Raw genomic sequence first — 18,533 nt, 5'->3', positions numbered from 1 at the left:
ATGCAATTTGTTATAATGTGAAAAATCAATTCAAATGCATAGCCAGGTTCTCTCCATGTCCAAGCCATATTTAATTGCACCTTCCATTTTATCTGCCGACTTTGCCCGTTTAGGTGAAGAAGTTGAAAATGTGCTTGCAGCAGGTGCCGATGTCGTACACTTTGATGTCATGGATAACCATTACGTACCTAACCTGACTTTTGGTGCAGGGGTATGTAAAGCATTAAAAAAATACGGGATTCAGGCACCGATTGATGTGCATCTGATGGTGTCGCCTGTAGACCGTATGATTGGCGATTTCCTGGAAGCGGGTGCTGACATTATTACTTTTCACCCGGAAGCGACGGATCATATTGACCGTTCTTTACAGTTAATTAAATCGGGTGGTGCCAAAGCTGGTCTGGTGTTTAATCCGGCCACACCATTGCATTACCTGGACTATGTGCTGGACAAAGTTGATCAAATTTTGTTGATGAGTGTTAACCCGGGCTTTGGCGGTCAGAAATTTATTCCCATGACTTTGGATAAACTTCGTCAGGCACGCAAGATCATTGATGCCTCTGGCCGTGACATCCGTTTAGAAGTTGATGGTGGGGTGACTCCAGCCAATATTCGCGAAATTGCAGAAGCAGGCGCAGATATGTTTGTTGCCGGTTCGGCTATTTTTGGCAAGCCAGATTATCAAGCTGTCATTGATGAAATGCGTTCAGAACTGGCAAAAGTAGGCTCAGTTAATCTCTAATAATCTACAATTAATGATCGCTAAGTTGTGGATAACTTTATGGATAACCATATGGATATCTGTGTAGATAACTGTATGGATAACTTGATTAGTTTATAAACAATTGTAGATCAATAGTTTAATAATTAGACATTAAATGTATAAAAAGGACTCAAATGAGTCCTTTTTTAGCTTGTTAAGGCATTAAAAAATATGATGCTTTATTCATCTATGCTTAAAAATAATACTGTTTAAAAAATAACTTTATTGTTTAAGTTGGCATTATTCAACCTGACTTGACACTGTTTAGCATAAATTTAAAAATTGTGTATAACTTATATCTTGATTATGCTGGTAGACTGAAATCAAAAGAACATGATTTATCTTTTATTGTGCATCGGCTAAGGACAATACTGTGCCCACTTCATTACGCAAACAGGCTTGGTTTGTGTTCCTGATGGTTTTTGCCATTGGGTGGAGCAATGCTGTCTTGGCATTTGAACAGCCGATGCATCAGCAAATGATGAGTGAATTGACGGCTCAACATGAAGATAAAATGTCCATGATGACCATGTCGGGTTGCCATGATTCAGTCAATACTCAACCGCACATGCAGCAGCATCCTGTCGAACAGGTAGACGTGTCCCATGATCTGGATTGTAATCAGGGCATGAGCGATCAACAGCAACATTTCAGTTGTAATGATTGCCTACAGTTGCATTGTCAGAGTCTCAGTCTCTGGCTGGATTCTCAAGCACACCCTCTGGTACATGTGCAAGCCATTCAAGAACATCCACAGCTGAATTTTACTTATTCCGCCCAGCATTTAAGCGGTTTCTGGCAGCAGATTTTACGTCCCCCAAAAGCTTGACCGTGATTTAAAAAACTTTTTATTTTTAAATTATAGGTTTAGTCATGTCTATACAATTAAGTCAAAGCCTCGTGATTGGGGTCTGTTTAGTGTCATCGTCGTGGTCGTTTGCTGCGGTCAAAGAATATCATCTCAACATTGATGAACAGAACGTAAATATCACCGGAAAGCCCTTAAAACGGATTACCGTGAATGGTCAATTTCCAGCACCCCTTCTCGAATTTGAAGAAGGCGATGATGCCGTTATTCATGTGCATAACAATCTGAAAAACAAGGAAAGCTCCATTCACTGGCATGGTTTATTGCTGCCGGGACTGATGGATGGGGTGCCGGGTTTTAACCAGTTTCAAGGGATTAAACCACAGGCGGATTTTGTCTATCGTTTCAAGGTGCGGCAAAACGGTACCTACTGGTATCACGCGCATTCCAAAGGACAGGAACAGGACGGTTTATATGGTGCTTTGGTGATTTATCCCAAAGGGAAAAAGCCGCTAGCAGCGCATGAACAGGCTGATCGTGATTATGTGGTGATGCTGTCCGATTTTCATCAATCAGGCAGTGATCAGATTCAGAAGAACCTGAAAAAGTCGGCTGAATACTACCAAAATCGGCGTGAAACTGTGGCCGACGTGTTGAAACAAGTTAAGCGTGATGGACTCAAAAGTACCTGGCAAGATCGTTCCATGTGGAATCAGATGCGCATGCTGAAAACCGATTTGTCCGATGTCACCGGTTATACCTTCCTGATCAATGGCAAAACGCCGCAACAGAACTGGACGGGCATGTTTAAACCAGATGAAAAAGTCCGTTTACGTTTTATCAATGCTTCAGCCATGTCTTTTTATGATGTGCGTATTCCTGACTTGAAGATGACGGTGGTTAGTGCCGATGGCCAGCCTGTGCAACCGGTACCTGTCGATGAATTTCGCATCGGAACCGCTGAGACTTATGATGTTATGGTTGAACCCAAGGCCAATCATTATCAGATTGAAGCCGAATCGATTGACCGCAGCGGTTTTGCGATTGGTTCATTGCACAATGAGCAGGCAGCAATAAAGCAGGGCATTACTGTGCCGAAACCACGTCCACGTGCCTTGTTAACGATGGAAGATATGGGTCACGGTTCTGCATCCAGTGATCATACCAACCATGCCCAGATGGATGATCATCAGAGTAGTCCAAATCAAAGCAGTGCCGGCACAATGAAACATCAAATGATGGATCACTCGTCAATGAATCATTCATCCATGCAACATGATATGGCTGGAATGGATCATACTCAAATGAATCATGCTGTCATGCAGGAGCATTCGCAACATGTGACTCAACAACACGCTATGCCACAGGCAGCAAAACCTGAGTCTGATCAGCCGTACGAGCAAAGCCATACAACGCATCGTACAGAACAACCTGCTTCAGATAATAAGGTAGCCGTGGTTTACGGCTGGGGCAATGCATCCACACCCGCAGGGCATAAGGCACTGCAATATAGCGACTTGAAATCACTCACTCCACAGCCCGATACCCGTCCGGCAGAGAGAGAGCTGGAAGTGCGTTTGGGCGGCAACATGGAGCGTTATATCTGGACCATCAATGGCAAGAAATTTACCGAAGTGAAACCGCTACAGATGAAGTATGGCGAACGTATCCGGCTGAAATTTATCAATGACAGCATGATGGCGCATCCGATGCATCTGCATGGCATGTTTATGCAGCTGGAAAATGGGCAAAGTAGTGCCAATATGCCAAATAAACACACCCTGATTGTGCCACCGGGTAAAACGGTAACGGCATTACTGACCGCTGATGAATTGGGAGAATGGGCGATTCATTGTCATCTGCTCTATCACATGTCGTCGGGTATGATGAGTAAACTGGTGGTGGCCAATGTGGATGGAAATAAAACGCTAGCTTCACCTGCTACGCCGGCTCAAGTTCAGCAAGGAGACTCACATGCGCATCATTAATTTCTTTGCAATGAGCACATTGAGTGTCTCGATACTGTTGCTCTCTGGACCAAGTTTTGCACAACCAAGTCATCAAACCATGTCGATGGCGGAAGTGCAGATGTCACCACAAAATGAAATACCGGTCGATCATTCACAGCATCATGTCGTGTCAACTACAGCCCAAACACCTGTTGAAGCAAAACAGACACCCTCTATACAGGATGAAAATACGAACGCAAGCGATGCTGCATCTGCCGAGCATATCAAGGAACATGGTGGGCAGATGTATCAGCAAACCACGGTTGAAAGTCGCTGGTTACCCAATAACGATGGAAACGGGGTTCTAAAATCGGAACTTGAAACCCGTATTGGCACAGATGAAAACAAGATTTTTATCAAAGTCCATGCCGATAATGCTGAATCACAGCAAGCCGAGTACGATGCCAAAGTGTTATACAGTCGCAATGTTGCCGATTTTTGGGATGTGCAGGCCGGTCTACGTTATCGCAATGACCAGAATCGGGAAGTCGATCAGGATCAGCTCGATGCCGTGATTGGGGTACATGGGTTGGCACCGTATTTCTTTGAAACCGATGCCTATTTATTGCTCGGGCAAGATCATCAAGTATCATTTAGTCTGGAAACCGAACGCGATGTGCTACTGACGCAAAAGCTGATTGTTAAGCCTTATCTAGACTTGAATGTGGTATTGAGTGATGACTCCAGCTATGCGCAAAAAACTGGTTTAAGTACGGCACAATTGGGGCTGGAAACCCGTTATGAAATCAATAAAAAGGTCATGCCTTTTATTGATGTGGCCTATGGATACAAACAGGGGCATGAACAGACGGATTGGCAAGCGGAATCAGCATCTGATCAGGAATGGTTATATGGTGCGGGGATTCGTTTTAAATTTTAATTCCCTCAGTTGGTTCAAAATATGACTGGTTTAGGCCAGTCGTATTTTTATTCGCACTTTTAAGGTGAGTAATTGGTCGAAAAATGTAAAACAAGCACCTGTTTAGCTCAATTATTTATATAATTATCTAATAAGTTATAGGAGGAACGACCTCCCTTGGGGTAATCGAATTTATTGTCGCACTGAGAAAATTCGTCAGGACGACCTGACTCTGATCAAATGGAGCATCGTCGTCATGGCTTGGGTAGTTTTAATTTTAGCGGGTCTTTTTGAAATTGTTTGGGCCTATGCCATGAAACTTTCAGAAGGTTTCACCCGTCTTACCCCGAGTATTATTACTCTGGTTTTTATGGTATTAAGTTTTGCTTTACTGGCCTATGCCATGCGCACTTTGCCACTGGGTACAGCCTATACCATCTGGACCGGGATTGGAGCAGTGGGTTCTTTTCTGGTCGGGGTGTTTATTTTGGGTGAGCCTGCATCGGCGATGCTGATGCTCGCTGCGGTACTGATTATTTCTGGATTAGTATTGATGAAACTGTCATCATCATAATGACTCTTCCTCACTATATCGCTTATTTATTGCACTACAGGAGAAGACAATGAAACTTTCATTTATGCAAATGGCTTCTCCTGTAGGTAGCTTAAAACTGGTAGCCAATGACACGGCTCTGGTGGCAGTAGTTTGGGAAAATGAAAATCCTAAACGGCTACGTTTAGCCGAGCTAACTGAACAGATAGATCATCCCATTTTATTGGAAACTCAAAAACAGTTAACTGAATATTTTGCTGGAACAAGACAGCAGTTTGATTTGCCTTTAGATTTTGAAGGTACTGAATTTCAGAAGAAAGTCTGGCAAGCCTTGCTGAGCATTCCATTTGGCGAAACCCGCAGTTACCGTGATATTGCCGAGCAAGTCGGTAACGTCAAAGCGGTACGTGCTGTGGGTGCAGCGAACGGTAAAAACCCCATTTCCATTATTGCGCCGTGTCATCGTGTGGTCGGAGCAAATGGTAAACTGGTCGGTTTTGCTGGTGGACTGGACAACAAAGAAATTTTATTGAAACTTGAATCTTCACTAATTTAATAAGTTTATGTTATTGTTATTAAAAATATAATATGAACTTCATTGAATGAACATTTCTCAAATTTTTATACCACTTTTTTCACAGCTGTGGTGGATCATTTTATTATTTGCTGGCGCTGTTCTTTTTAAGATATTTAAACCTTTTTTGAAAGGAAAAGTTGGGGAATTGGCAGTAGCGGTACATGTCAAACTGTATTTAAAAGACCCGCAATATATTTTATTAAATGATTGTACTTTGCCAGATGAACAGGCAGGAACGACGCAAATTGACCATATTCTGCTCAGTCCCTTTGGGATTTTCGTGATTGAAACCAAAAAATATAAAGGCTGGATTTTTGGTGGTGAACGTCAAAAAATGTGGACACAGAAGATTTATAAGAAAAGCTATAAATTTCAAAATCCATTGCATCAGAATTATAAGCACATGAAAGTACTGCAAAATGTATTGTCTGATATTGTTGAGCCAGAGTACCTGCATTCAGTGATTGTGTTTATGCTGGAAAGTGAATTTAAAACAGAAATGCCTGCCAATGTATTTCGTGGTGCTGCATGGGTGGATTATGTCAAAGGTTTTCAGGAGGAAGTGATACCCGCCATGAAACTAAAACGGATTCAATTGCGGATTGAAAAAGAAGTTTTAGAGAAGTCCTGGAAAACTAATTGCCTACATGTGGAAAATTTAAAACAGCGGAAAGAAAGCAGCTAAATTAAAAAGCCTTTGCATATGCAAAGGCTTTTATTTTTAATGCTGTAGCAGATTCAACTTTTCAATAATTTCATTCAGTTGCTTGATGCGTTTTACTTCATCCCACAGCATTTTGGCTTCTGGATAATGTTTGGACATCATGCCGAGCCACTGTTTATAGCGTCCCACCATATTCACTTCTTTTTTATAGGGACCATTCAGGAAACGAATTTGCAAAGCCAATAATTCATTCCAGGTGATCAAGGCTTCGTCAGTATTCTGACGGATACATTGGGTGATATCCGGTGTGGTTACAGCAGCCCGGCCAATCATCAAATCGTCACAGCCAGATTCAAGTTGGCATTGTTTGGCATCTGCATTGGTCCAAATTTCACCATTGGCAATGACATTGATGTTTAAGGCTTCACGAATCGGTTGCAACTGATCCCAAAATGCAGGAGGGGTATAGCCTTCCGCCTTGGTACGTGCATGCACTGTGACCCAGGCAGCACCAGCATCCTCAATGGCATGAGCATTTTCCAGGGTAAATTTTCTGTCCATATAGCCTAAGCGCATTTTGGCAGAAACCGGAATATGTTTAGGTACTGCATCACGCACAGCCTTGACAAGCAGATGTACCACGTCGGGTTCATCCAGCAGCACTGAACCGCCACGGTGACGATTAACCGTTTTTGCAGGGCAACCGAAATTCATATCAATCACAGGAGCACCTAGCTCCACGGCACGAAAGGCATTGGCTGCCAGCATTTCAGGATTATTTCCCAAAAATTGTACATGCACAGGTGTACCCGCAGCGGTTTTACCTTCATTGAGGAGTTCCGGGCAGTAATTATGATAGACATGATCGGGAAGCACTGAATCGGTGACACGAATGAACTCGGTTACACACCAGTCAAAGCTGCCCACAGACGTGAGTACATCACGCATAATGGGGTCTGTTAAGCCTTCCATGGGTGCAAGGATGAGTTTCACAGTGAGGTTTGCCCGTTAAATTTGAAAAACGGTGTTATACGTTTTTTTATCTAGGTTGTCTAGGTAAAAGGCTTTGAAATATTGTAGTGTGAGATAGGTCTTAACCCTTATATTTCGTATCGTTATTCCTAAGTAGAAATGTCCTGTTTTAAACTGCAAGAGTCAAAAACAGGATTTAAATCTCTTTGTTAGACATAGTGATCAGCATCTCAAATGCATATTCAATCCATGATGTTGATGTATATCATAGACTAGACATTTTAATTAGTAAGAATACACATACTTTAAATGGTTTCTTACATTTGCATTTCGTATAAGTGCCACTCTGTTAAATAGATTTAACCTTCAGTCAATTTATTACTTGGTTCTGATTAAACCTAAGCCATATAGAGGCCACTTATTATTAGTTTTAATATTATTTATAACAGTAGCAACCAAAATTAAAGCTATAGATCCTAATAACACAGGAAAAACCAAGAAACTCCATTCATAGTGGATAGAATTTGCTGTTAAAAGTATCACTAATGGATTAGCTCCCGCTGGGGGATGTACACATTTAAAAACTTGCATTAAGGCAATTGCACAGCCTACAGATAAAGCTATAGTCAAAATAGAATCAGGGAAAAACTTAAGGAAAAATAGGCCGATAAAAGCTGAAATGAAATGACCAAATATAACATTTCTAGGTTGTGCCAATGGTGACTGTGAAACAGCATACAGAATTACACAAGTAGCGCCAAAAGGAGCCATGATGTAGAGATTACCTGTTAATTTAGTAAGCAAAAGTAGAAGAAAGATGCTGATCGTTCCTCCAAATAAACTTCTAAGAACTTCATGCCTTTTGGGAAATGCAGCTAATTTTTCCTTTCCTTCAAAAATCGAAAACATGTCTATCTCCCTCTTTCAAAATATTGTTTTCAAACCATAATATAGATAAAATAAAAAATAGTACAGATCTGTACTATTTTTTGGGGTGCGACAAATGTCAAAATCAGCATTAAAAATTTTAGATACAGCAGAAAGACTATTTAATCAAAATAGCTTTGTTGGCGTCGGGGTAGATCTAATTCGAGATGAATCTGGTTGTTCTAAAACCACTATGTACACTTACTACAAAAATAAAAATCAGTTGGTTCAGTCGGTTCTTAGAGCTCGTGATGAAAAATTTAAAGAGAGCTTATTCAAATACATTGGAACGGCAGAAGGTATTTGTGCAATTAATAAAATTTTTGATTGGCATATGGAATGGTTTCAACAAGAATCTTTCAAAGGGTGCTTATTCGTGAGAGCTGTAGCTGAGTCGGGTCAAAATGAAAAAGATATAATTTCCGTTTCTAAAAAGCATAAGCAGTGGATAAAAGATTTAGTATCGCAAAATTGCTTATTAGCGAATCATCAAGATTTATCCGAGCTAATTTATACTTTAATAGAAGGGTTAATGAGTAGATTTTTAGTAGATGGATTTGATCCTAATATTGCTAGTACTCTGAAGAAAAATATTAATAATTTATTTGAGCGATGATTAAGATTTTCTAAAATTAACATATACAAGTTATATGAAAATATCAATTTATTATTTTTAATCAATGATATATCGTATAAAAAAAGGTCCAAACCATAAGGGTTGGGCCTTTTTAATGATTTATCATGTTCCACATTTTTAATTAGACACACTGAATAAAAGGGTCTTACTTACCCAAAATCATTTCCAGTACAAACTTGGAACCAATAAAACCAATCGCCAATAGCATAAAACCAATCAAGGTAAAGCGAATGGCTTTTTGACCGCGCCAGCCAAATTTATAATGGCCAATCAGCAGGAAGCCATAAACAAACCAGGAAATAATACTAAACGCCGTTTTATGGGCTAAGTGCTGGGCAAAGAAATTTTCAATGGTAAAGAAACCAAAACCAAGCGCTAAAGTCAGCAGGATAAAACCGGTAATGATTAAATCAAATAATAATGATTCCATAGCCTGAAATGAAGGCAGTAAATTAACCCACAGTCTTTTGGTCTTATTCTTTAATTCACGGTCTTGAAACCACAAAATCACGGCTTGAATGGTGGCCATCAACAGAACAGCATAGGCGGATAAAGACAAAATAATATGAATGTCTAGGCCCAGAGAATGCTGTTCAATCACCTGATTGGTCTTGCTTAAGGTAAAACCTAAAATGAGACCGATTGCAGCAACAGGGATACCCAGTAAATTCAGTGCCAAAATGGGACGAAATGTACTAAACAGCAGGCTGAGCAGCAGCATCAGACCAGAGGTAAATGACATCAGTACAAAAACATCATAATTGATGCCTAAAGGGGTGAGCATATCGCTATACAGCACAGCCCCATGCAACATTACCCCTAAACCCAGTACCAGCCCAATAAGCCAATGGTTTGGATCACGTTTTGACATTAAGTGGATAAACAGATACCAGAAAGATGAGGTATAAGCGATTAATGCTAAGATCGTGTAAACCAAGGGCAGGCTAATCATGTCAAACCTTTTTCAGGATGATGAATATTCATTTATATAAATTCGATGCGAACTACAGTATCCTATAGCATTCTATGCATAAATTTTCTATTTTAAGAAACAATTTTTTGCTCACGGCTATTTTAAGCGGAATTTGCAATGTTTGATACCTTAACAGAACGACTCACGCAGAGTTTAAGAAATGTTACTGGCTCAGGGCAGCTAACCGAAGACAATATTAAAGATACGTTACGTGAAGTGCGTATGGCACTTCTTGAAGCCGATGTGGCGTTACCTGTAACTCGTGAGTTCATCGCGAAAGTTAAGGAAGAGGCATTGGGCCAAGAAGTGATGACTCAGTTATCACCGGGCCAAGCGTTCGTCAAAATTGTACATGACGAACTGACCAAAATGATGGGTGAGGCCAATGAAAGCCTTGACCTCGCAGCCAAACCCCCTGTGGTTGTACTTCTTGCAGGTTTGCAAGGTGCAGGTAAAACCACGACTGCGGCAAAACTTGCACGTTTCCTGCAAGAGCGTCAAAAGAAAAAAGTGGCGATGGTTTCTGCCGACGTTTATCGTCCAGCAGCAATCAAACAGCTGCAAACGGTTGCTGCTGAAGTGGGCGCGATTTTCTTTGAATCGAATGCCAATGAAAAACCAATTGATATTGCCAACCGTGCAATTGAACAAGCGAAAATCCAGTTTGCTGATGTACTGATTGTCGATACTGCTGGTCGTCTACACGTCGATGACGAAATGATGGACGAAATTAAAGAGCTTCATGCTGCCATCAAGCCGACTGAAACCCTGTTCGTGGTCGATGCCATGACTGGTCAGGATGCGGCAAATACAGCCAAAGCCTTTAATGATGCCTTGTCTTTAACTGGTGTGATCTTAACCAAAACTGATGGTGATGCACGCGGTGGTGCAGCACTTTCGGTACGTGCGATTACCGGCAAGCCAATCAAATTCCTGGGTATGGGTGAAAAACTTGATGCCCTAGAGCCATTCCATCCTGAGCGTATTGCACAGCGTATTCTCGGCATGGGTGACGTACTTTCTTTGGTCGAAGAAGTTGAACGCAAGATCGACAAAGAAAAAGCTGAAAAAATGGCGAAAAAATTGCAAAAAGGCGGCAGCTTCAACTTTGAAGACATGCTGATGCAATTTGAACAAATGAACAAAATGGGCGGCATGATGGGCTTTCTGGATAAACTTCCAGGCATGAGCAATGCAGGCATTCAGGATGCCATCGCCCAAGCCAACCCTGAAAAGCAAGTGAAAAAGATGGAAGCGATTATCCAGTCGATGACCATCAAAGAGCGTCGTAACCCTGACCTGATGAACCCAAGCCGTAAAAAACGTATCGCTGCCGGTTGCGGTATGGATGTTGCTGAGGTGAATAAACTCATCAAGCAGCATGCGCAAATGGCGAAAATGATGAAGAAATTTGCCAATCCGTCAGGTATGGCAAAAATGATGCGTTCATTGGGCAATATGCAAAAACAATTTGGTGGCGGCGGTATGGGCCCACTATTTGGCAATAAAGATCAGAAATAAGCTTAAGCTTTGATGATCAATCTAAAGAAGGCGCGTAATGCGCCTTTTTTATTGCCTTTTTTTCTTTTCTAAAATACTTTAAAAAAAATCCAGCACGCAGGACATCAGGCAAGACTGCTGATCTTGCCCGATCCGAATGTACCGAATTTTCAGAACTGGCAAACAGCAATACACCTGCAAATACCTCGTTTAGATCCGGAAAGTATTATTGTTGCGCATAACCAGGTCTGGGACGTTCTAAAACCTTTGCTGCTGCATTAATCTGGTGGGAATCTATTGCAATCTTTATGCAAGTAATGAGGTAAATTGCCGGATGCACACATTCAGCCATTCATTTTTATAAAAGGCTGTACCGAGCTGCCTGAAGTCTGACAGCTTATTCAGCCTTATTTGATTCGACAAAATCAGGCTTCAGCCAAGGAATAAATATAATTTTGCAGCCCTTTCAGCAATAGATCCGGCTCAATAACAGGCTGATAAGCTGTCAAATATTTAGCAAATAGCGGTGCATCACCACCAGTTAAAATCAGTTGGCTTGGATACTTTTCCAGGACCTTTTCAATGGTGCTGACCAGACTGAGCAGAATGCCATGATGAACGGCATCGATGGTATTGCGACCTGGGCTAAGCTCATCAAATATGGCATCGGGAATCTTGATGCCTTTGGTATTTTGAATCAGGGAATCACGCTGTAGGTACAGGTTCGGCAGGATATAACCGCCCAAGTGTTGCAAGCCATCGGTGAGGTCAATGGTCAGTGCAGTTCCACAACTGATCACACAATATTTTTGCTCCGGATTGTTCACGACAGCCAGCATTTGCAGCCAGCGGTCAATCCCGAACTTGCTGGTATTTTCATAGGCACAGCGTAAGCCGGCATATTCGGCATGTACTTTTGCAAAAGTTACCGGAATATTTAAAAACTTGAGAATTTTCTGGATGCGTTCATTGTTCTTTTTGTCCTGAACCGAAGACACCCCGACTTGTTGCAGATCCAGACTTTTAAAATGCTGGATTAAACCGAGTAGCAGGTCGGCAGGGGATTGCAGATGCAGTTCTGCGTCATGTTCAATTACCTGATGATTTTCAGTAATCCAGTATTTGAGTCGGGTATTGCCGATATCCAGCCATAAATTCTTCATTGCATTTCTCTAAAGAGAGGTACTCAGGCGGCGTAAACGCCCTTGATAAAACTGTTTTAAACCGTCAGGGGTGTCAATGTTGACCGAACCATCATCCTGAATGCCTTGGAAGATACCTGAACATACTCCCGAATGATCTTCAAATTCAACAGCCTGGTTTATAAAAGCCGCATAATGATTAAAGCGTGCCGCCAGGTTATAGCAGTCATGATCAAACCATGCACTGGCTTGCTGAATCGCCATATACAGTTCAGCAATCAGCTGAATACGGGAAATATCCTGTAATCCCAATTCACGCACTGAGGTGGCATGCTGGTCAATCTGTGCTTTGAGAACAGGTTCAAGATTAATCCCGACACCGACAATGACCTGATGAGGGGAAATCGGTTCAACCAGAATGCCACCCCATTTACCTTGTCGACTATACAGGTCATTCGGCCATTTCACTTGCAAATCTAAATCTTGCAAACTCGGCATTTGTAAAATATTCAGTGCGATTTCAAGCGCCAGCCGGCCATCAATGGCTGTTCGCGTATTCAGCAATGTGCTTAAATAGATGTTGCCTTCAGGCGATACCCACTGTCGTTGACGCTGTCCACGACCTTGAGTCTGTTTGGAACTGCAAACCAGAACACTGTGCACGCCTTTCAGTGCAATTTCACGTACATCGTCATTGGTCGACGTGGTGACGGGTTTGAGTAACAAAACTTCAGGAAGCTGATGGGCATCATCGAGGATTTTTTGCAGCTGTCGGGTCTCTAAATCCATTTAAATCTAAGTAACCGTGGAATGTGAATAATGGAGTTAATCATATATTTATTGATTGGTGCAATGGCGGGTTTTGCTGCCGGGCTGTTTGGCGTTGGTGGCGGCCTGATTATTGTTCCCATTCTTTATATTGTATTTACCCAGTTACATTATGATCCATCGGTGATTATGCATCTGGCTGTGGGTACATCTTTAGCGACCATTATTGTCACTTCCATCAGCTCGGTCACAGCGCACCATAAAAGAGGCGCAGTGATGTGGGATGTATTTCGTAATTTAGCGCCGGGACTGGCTTTAGGGGCATTTTTAGGAGCCGGTATTGCGGACTATATGTCGGGTCAGGGCTTACAATTATTGATCGGCTTTTTTGCTATTTGGGTGGCTTACACCATGTTTAATGGTGCAAGCAAAGCGGTGGACCCGAATCATCATTTACCTTCCAGAGCCATGCAGATTCTGGCTGGCGGCGGAATCGGAATCGCCTCTGCCATATTCGGTATTGGTGGTGGCAGCTTGACCGTACCGTATTTAAGCCGTCATGGCGTAGTGATCCAGAAAGCGGTGGCTACCTCAGCTGCAGGCGGCTTGCCGATTGCTATTGCTGGTGCGTTAGGCTTTATGTGGTTTGGTTCCAATACCGAAACTGAAATACCGCATAGTATTGGCTATGTGCATATCTATGCCTTTATTGGTATTAGTGTCATGAGTTTTATGACGGCTAAATTAGGTGCAAAAGTAGCGCATAAACTATCGCCAGCCATGCTGAAAAGATGTTTTGCCTGCCTGTTGGCAACTGTCGGTTCGTATTTTATTTATCAAGGTTTTTCAGCCTTTTTTTAATTTAAGAACCATATAAAAGAGATGAAAAGGTGTGCTATGGTTTTTGCATACGCACCTTGAGATCACTTATCCTGCTGTTTTTCTAAGGATGTGCTGAACTAAGAATAAGTTTTATTTTATAATTTAAATGAATCACTTAGGTTGAAGTGAGTCTAGAGTAGGATATTTAACGGAAATAGACAGTTTTATCTGATCTACTGATCACAAACTGATATTGGCTTTATCGACTTGAAAATTGTCTGACAATGTCATATTTTTTGTAGTTAAAATCAAGTAAAAAAGCACGTAACAATCAGGATTTATCCACAGGGTTTATCCAAATTTTTTTGATTGCATCTTATAAAAACAAGATAGGAACAGTATGCAAGAACAAGAAAAGGACAGTTTGTCCGAGCAGATTGCCAGGCATATTAGTGAGCAAATCATTCGCGGTGAACTGGTAGAGGGGGAACGCATTCAAGAATTGCGCATTTCCTCTGAACTGGATGTCAGTCGTGGTTCGGTACGTGAAGCCTTACTGCTGCTGGAGCGTACCCAATTAATCGAAATTTATCCTCGCCGTGGGGCGATTGTCTCGGAAATGTCTGCCCAGCAGGTACGTGCCCTGTTTGAGATGTGTGCTTTGCTCACTGGACAGATTGTGCAGCGCATGGCAGAAACCTGGCGTCCGCATGAAGCTGAAAGCATTCAGGCATTATTGCAACAGTTGCAGGAAGAAACCCGTCACGGTCATACTGAAAAATTTTATGATTTAATCTTTCAGGGCTTGTCTCGCCAGCATGAAATGGTCGGCAATCCTTATTTAATGAAAGTCTATCAGGAACTGTTACCTTCACTGCGCCGCAGCTATTTCTTAACCTTAAATATCTCGCATCGCGAACTGCAGGAATCATTTGAATTGTTTAAGCTGGTGACTGATGCAGTTTTGATCCGAAAATCACAACAAGCTACTTTATTTATGGATGATTTTTGTCGACACTTGCGCAACCTTGTGTTGGAATCTCTGACACGGATGAAACAAATCGAACTTGCATGGGCAAGACGTTCACGACGTTGATCAGGACATTATGCGTTTAAGCAGCTTAAAACTTTCCGGCTTTAAATCTTTTGCCGACAGTACAACTTTACATTTCAAGGCCAATCGTACCGCTGTGGTTGGGCCCAACGGTTGTGGTAAATCCAATGTCATTGATGCCATACGCTGGGTAATGGGAGAGTCCAGTGCGCGCCAGCTGCGTGGCGGCAGCATGCAGGATGTGATTTTTACCGGAACTGCGAAACGTAAACCGGTCGGGGTCGCTAGTGTCGAACTGCGTTTTGATAATACCTATGGCAAGCTCGGTGGCGCTTATAATGCCTATAACGAATTGGCTGTACGTCGTCAGGTCAACCGTGATGGCAAGTCCGAATATTTTTTAAATGGCACCAAATGCCGTCGTCGTGACATCACCGACATTTTCTTGGGAACCGGTTTGGGTCCGCGCTCTTACGCGATCATTGAACAGGGCATGATTAACCGTCTGGTCGATGCCAAACCTGAAGAAATGCGGGTGTTTATTGAGGAAGCTGCCGGTGTTTCCCGTTATCAGGCACGTCGCCGTGAAACCCTATTGCATCTGGATCACACCACGCAAAATTTATCCCGCCTTGAAGATATTGCCGCGGAACTGAAATCCCAGCTGAAAACCCTGAAACGTCAATCCGAAACCGCCATTCAATATAAAGAACTGGAAACCCGGATTCGCACCATAAAAGTGGAAGTGCTGTCATTTCAATGTGAGCAAAGCAGCCGCTTACAGCAAGAATATACTGTGCAGATGAATGAGCTGGGCGAAACCTTCAAGCTGGTGCGTTCCGAACTCACCACACTGGAACATGACCTGACTGCAACCAGTGAATTATTTCAGCGCCTGATTCAGCAGTCCACGCCACTGCAAAATGAATGGCAACAGGCCGAGAAAAAACTAGCTGAACTGAAAATGACGCTGGAACAGAAGCAGTCCTTGTTCCAGCAAAATAGTTTGACTTTAACTCAGCTGGAACAGCAAAAACTACAGACCAAAGAACGGCTGCAACTGATTGAATTGCAAATTGAAACTTTGCAAGTCCAGCATGAACAGCAGACTGAACAATTACAGCAGCAAGAAAGCCAGGGACAGGACCAGAGTCAAAGTCTGAGCGATTTGAAAGCACAACAGCAACAGGTACAACAGCAATTTGAACTGGTCAAAGCTCAGGTTGAAAAACAGCAGCAGCAAAAAATGCAGATGCTGGCGCAAAGTGAGCAGTTGGCGAAAAATGTTGCCCGGATTGAACAGCAAAAACAGACCTTGCAACAACAGGCCGCACAGATTCAAAATAAGCACCAGCTGGAGGATATTGAACAGCTGGAAAGTGAAAAAGTTCAACTGTCTCAGCAGATTGAACAGCTGGAACAAGCCATTCAAACGCAGAAACACACATTAGAGTCAGTACAGGCACAATATGCGCAGCAGAAAAATGATGTTGCGACCTTAAAGTCTGCGATTCAAGTATTGCAGTCGGAACAGAAAAATCTCCATCAGTTGCTGATCAAGAACAGTCCGAAAGTCCAGAACGATGCCGTGCAGTTGATGCAGGTGTTGAAGCTCAAAAATCAGGCCAAAGACCATGCCAATCTGATTGAAAAATTCCTGGCGAAATGGCTGTCTGCACAGGTACTAGATGCCAATGCGGATTTCACGGAAAGTATTGCCCGTCAGCTGAAAGTTCAGGTTGCAAAAGGGCAGATTCAGCTTGCAGGTTTACCGTGTCTGGCCGAATGGATTGAATCACCGCAGCATTCCATCTGGCAGCAGGTGGCAGTTGCAGACAATCTTCATCAGGCTTTGGCTTTACAGTCACAATTGGGTATTGGTCAGTCTATCTTGACGCTGGATGGTTATCAGGTGGCTCAGGATTGGGTGATTGGCCTGTTTTACGATGAAGCCAGTCAGGCAGGACAAGGGGCACTGAGTCATCGTATCCGTTTGGAAGAAATTGAAACAGCATTGATACAGCAGTTGCCACAGCTTGAAACGGCGGAACAACAATTGCCGGAATTAGTAAAACAGATTCAAACGCTGCAAAAAAACATTCAAGAGCAGCAAGACCAGTTAAAGCTACAGCAAAAAGCATTGCAGCAGTTGGATGTCAACATTGCCAAAGTACAAAGTACGGCTCAGGCTTTTTCGCTTCAGAAACAGCAATTGGCCAGTCAGCTGCAACAGCTGGATGAGCAGCTGGAAGAGGATGCCATGCAGAAAGATGATCTGGAAATTGATCTGCATGCTTTAAACCTGAAACTGGAACAGGCTTTACCGAATTATAAAACCCTACAATTCCAGGTTGAGGAACTGACCGAGCAGCTGGAAAATACCCAGCATACCTGGCAGCAAGCACAACAGGAGATGGAATTGCTGCGTCGTCAGGCCACGCAAAGCCGGCAGCAAATTGAATTGCTGGAAAAAGATGCTTCATTCTCAAAAGCACAATATCAACAGATTATTGCGCAAATGGAGCAGGCGAAAAAGTTTGTTGATCCGGTGCAGCTGGAATTGCCGGCACTGGAATCTCAATTCAGTGAGCAGGCACACATTACCGAGAAGTTGCAAAAGACCTGGAATGAATGGCAGGTTGAACTGAACAGTGTTCAAGAAAAACAGCAACAGTTGACTGAACAGCGCCATCAGTATCAGCAGCAAGATGAAAAGCTGCGTACTCAACTGGAAGAAAAGCGACTGGCCTGGCAAGCAGCCAAGTCTGACTGGCAGCACTATTCTGAACAGTTAAAAGAGATGAATAGTGAAATGCTCACGGGGCTGAGTATTGATATTGCCAGCCATCAACAAACACTGGAAAAAGCACAGCAGCAGTTTGAAAAACTGGGTGCGGTCAATCTGGCGGCTTCTGAAGAATATGAGGAAGTCTCCAGTCGCTTTGAAGAACTGAGTCATCAGATTGAAGACCTGGAAAAAACAGTCGATCAGTTACAGGGCGCCATGAAAAGTATTGATCAGGAAACCCGCAAATTGTTTATGACCACCTTTGATCGGGTCAATCATGAACTACAAGATCTGTTCCCGAAAGTATTTAATGGCGGAGAAGCCAGTTTAAGCCTTGAAGACGACTGGCAATCGGGTGTAAAACTAATGGCGCGTCCACCGGGTAAACGGAACAGTTCTCTGGCCTTACTCTCTGGTGGTGAAAAAGCATTAACAGCATTGGCATTGGTGTTTGCCATCTTCCGTTTAAATCCGGCACCGTTCTGTGTACTGGATGAGGTCGATGCACCTTTGGACGATGCCAATGTGGGACGGTTTTGTAATCTGGTAAAAGAACTTTCTGAACAGGTGCAATTCATTTACATTACCCATAATAAAGTTGCAATGACGATGGCAACCGATTTGTTAGGTGTTACCATGCCAGAACCGGGCACCTCAAAATTAGTCACTGTCGATTTGGAACAGGCAAAAGAATACGGTTTAGTTGCGGAGTCATAG

At 42.7% G+C, this 18,533-nt stretch carries 18 protein-coding genes; 13 read left to right on the top strand and 5 right to left on the bottom strand.

Annotated features, from left to right (window positions below; genetic code table 11):
* Positions 1-55: 55 nt before the first annotated feature.
* The 7 genes from rpe to JFY49_RS12475 all read left to right on the top strand — a co-directional run bounded on the left by rpe (position 56) and on the right by JFY49_RS12475 (position 6,254).
* The gene (rpe, locus tag JFY49_RS12505; RefSeq protein WP_166171048.1) at positions 56-742 is read left to right on the top strand and encodes a ribulose-phosphate 3-epimerase; all 687 of its coding nucleotides are present in this window, start codon (positions 56-58) and stop codon (positions 740-742) included.
* A gap of 394 nt (positions 743-1,136) precedes the next feature.
* Positions 1,137-1,592, top strand: coding sequence for a hypothetical protein (locus JFY49_RS12500; RefSeq protein WP_180042522.1), 456 nt, complete (start codon positions 1,137-1,139; stop codon positions 1,590-1,592).
* Positions 1,593-1,636: 44 nt separating this feature from the next.
* Positions 1,637-3,559: a copper resistance system multicopper oxidase gene (locus tag JFY49_RS12495; RefSeq protein WP_200223111.1), complete on the top strand. Its 1,923-nt coding sequence runs from the start codon at positions 1,637-1,639 to the stop codon at positions 3,557-3,559.
* Positions 3,546-4,460: a copper resistance protein B gene (locus tag JFY49_RS12490; RefSeq protein ID WP_200223109.1), complete on the top strand. Its 915-nt coding sequence runs from the start codon at positions 3,546-3,548 to the stop codon at positions 4,458-4,460. The genes JFY49_RS12495 and JFY49_RS12490 overlap by 14 nt, the downstream gene beginning before the upstream one ends.
* 235 nt (positions 4,461-4,695) lie before the next feature.
* Positions 4,696-5,013 (top strand): quaternary ammonium compound efflux SMR transporter SugE, encoded by a 318-nt coding sequence (gene sugE, locus JFY49_RS12485; protein WP_200223108.1) that lies wholly within the window; start codon positions 4,696-4,698, stop codon positions 5,011-5,013.
* 49 nt (positions 5,014-5,062) lie between these two features.
* Complete coding sequence (locus JFY49_RS12480; RefSeq protein WP_200223107.1) at positions 5,063-5,548, top strand: methylated-DNA--[protein]-cysteine S-methyltransferase; 486 nt, start codon at positions 5,063-5,065, stop codon at positions 5,546-5,548.
* Between the two features lie 46 nt (positions 5,549-5,594).
* Positions 5,595-6,254: a nuclease-related domain-containing protein gene (locus tag JFY49_RS12475; protein ID WP_200223106.1), complete on the top strand. Its 660-nt coding sequence runs from the start codon at positions 5,595-5,597 to the stop codon at positions 6,252-6,254.
* 36 nt (positions 6,255-6,290) lie between these two features.
* Here the strand turns inward: JFY49_RS12475 and JFY49_RS12470 are convergent, their stop codons facing one another.
* Both JFY49_RS12470 and JFY49_RS12465 read right to left on the bottom strand, forming a co-directional pair.
* Positions 6,291-7,226 (bottom strand): tRNA dihydrouridine synthase, encoded by a 936-nt coding sequence (locus JFY49_RS12470; protein ID WP_200223105.1) that lies wholly within the window; start codon positions 7,224-7,226, stop codon positions 6,291-6,293.
* Between the two features lie 357 nt (positions 7,227-7,583).
* Positions 7,584-8,114: an HPP family protein gene (locus JFY49_RS12465; RefSeq protein ID WP_200223104.1), complete on the bottom strand. Its 531-nt coding sequence runs from the start codon at positions 8,112-8,114 to the stop codon at positions 7,584-7,586.
* A gap of 94 nt (positions 8,115-8,208) precedes the next feature.
* Here JFY49_RS12465 and JFY49_RS12460 point away from each other — a divergent pair, with 94 nt between their 5' ends.
* On the top strand, positions 8,209-8,748 hold the full coding sequence (locus JFY49_RS12460) for a TetR/AcrR family transcriptional regulator (RefSeq protein ID WP_200223102.1): 540 nt from the start codon (positions 8,209-8,211) through the stop codon (positions 8,746-8,748).
* A 166-nt stretch (positions 8,749-8,914) separates the two neighbouring features.
* On the opposite strand, the gene JFY49_RS12455 is transcribed toward JFY49_RS12460, so the two are convergent.
* Entirely contained in the window at positions 8,915-9,721 is an 807-nt protein-coding gene (locus JFY49_RS12455; RefSeq protein WP_200223101.1) for an inner membrane protein YpjD, read from the bottom strand.
* 138 nt (positions 9,722-9,859) lie between these two features.
* On the opposite strand from JFY49_RS12455, the gene ffh reads away from it, so the two are divergent.
* Positions 9,860-11,263: a signal recognition particle protein gene (gene ffh / locus JFY49_RS12450; RefSeq protein WP_180174707.1), complete on the top strand. Its 1,404-nt coding sequence runs from the start codon at positions 9,860-9,862 to the stop codon at positions 11,261-11,263.
* Positions 11,264-11,386: 123 nt separating this feature from the next.
* Positions 11,387-11,524, top strand: a complete 138-nt coding sequence (locus JFY49_RS12445) for a hypothetical protein (RefSeq protein ID WP_166171066.1) — start codon at positions 11,387-11,389, stop codon at positions 11,522-11,524.
* A gap of 143 nt (positions 11,525-11,667) precedes the next feature.
* Here JFY49_RS12445 and JFY49_RS12440 read toward each other — a convergent pair whose 3' ends face one another.
* Positions 11,668-12,405: a type III pantothenate kinase gene (locus JFY49_RS12440; RefSeq protein WP_180174706.1), complete on the bottom strand. Its 738-nt coding sequence runs from the start codon at positions 12,403-12,405 to the stop codon at positions 11,668-11,670.
* Between the two features lie 9 nt (positions 12,406-12,414).
* Complete coding sequence (locus JFY49_RS12435; RefSeq protein ID WP_180174705.1) at positions 12,415-13,173, bottom strand: biotin--[acetyl-CoA-carboxylase] ligase; 759 nt, start codon at positions 13,171-13,173, stop codon at positions 12,415-12,417.
* Between the two features lie 30 nt (positions 13,174-13,203).
* On the opposite strand from JFY49_RS12435, the gene JFY49_RS12430 reads away from it, so the two are divergent.
* The 3 genes from JFY49_RS12430 to smc all read left to right on the top strand — a co-directional run bounded on the left by JFY49_RS12430 (position 13,204) and on the right by smc (position 18,533).
* On the top strand, positions 13,204-14,013 hold the full coding sequence (locus tag JFY49_RS12430) for a sulfite exporter TauE/SafE family protein (protein WP_180174704.1): 810 nt from the start codon (positions 13,204-13,206) through the stop codon (positions 14,011-14,013).
* A gap of 361 nt (positions 14,014-14,374) precedes the next feature.
* A complete protein-coding gene (locus JFY49_RS12425; RefSeq protein ID WP_180174703.1) occupies positions 14,375-15,070 on the top strand; it encodes a GntR family transcriptional regulator in 696 nt (231 codons plus the stop codon).
* Between the two features lie 10 nt (positions 15,071-15,080).
* Positions 15,081-18,533 (top strand): chromosome segregation protein SMC, encoded by a 3,453-nt coding sequence (gene smc / locus JFY49_RS12420; RefSeq protein WP_200224873.1) that lies wholly within the window; start codon positions 15,081-15,083, stop codon positions 18,531-18,533.

The organism is Acinetobacter sp. CS-2 (assembly GCF_016599715.1).
Taxonomy (GTDB): domain Bacteria; phylum Pseudomonadota; class Gammaproteobacteria; order Pseudomonadales; family Moraxellaceae; genus Acinetobacter.
The sequence above is the reverse complement of the archived record's forward strand: the minus strand, read 5'-3'. Positions and strand labels throughout refer to the sequence as shown.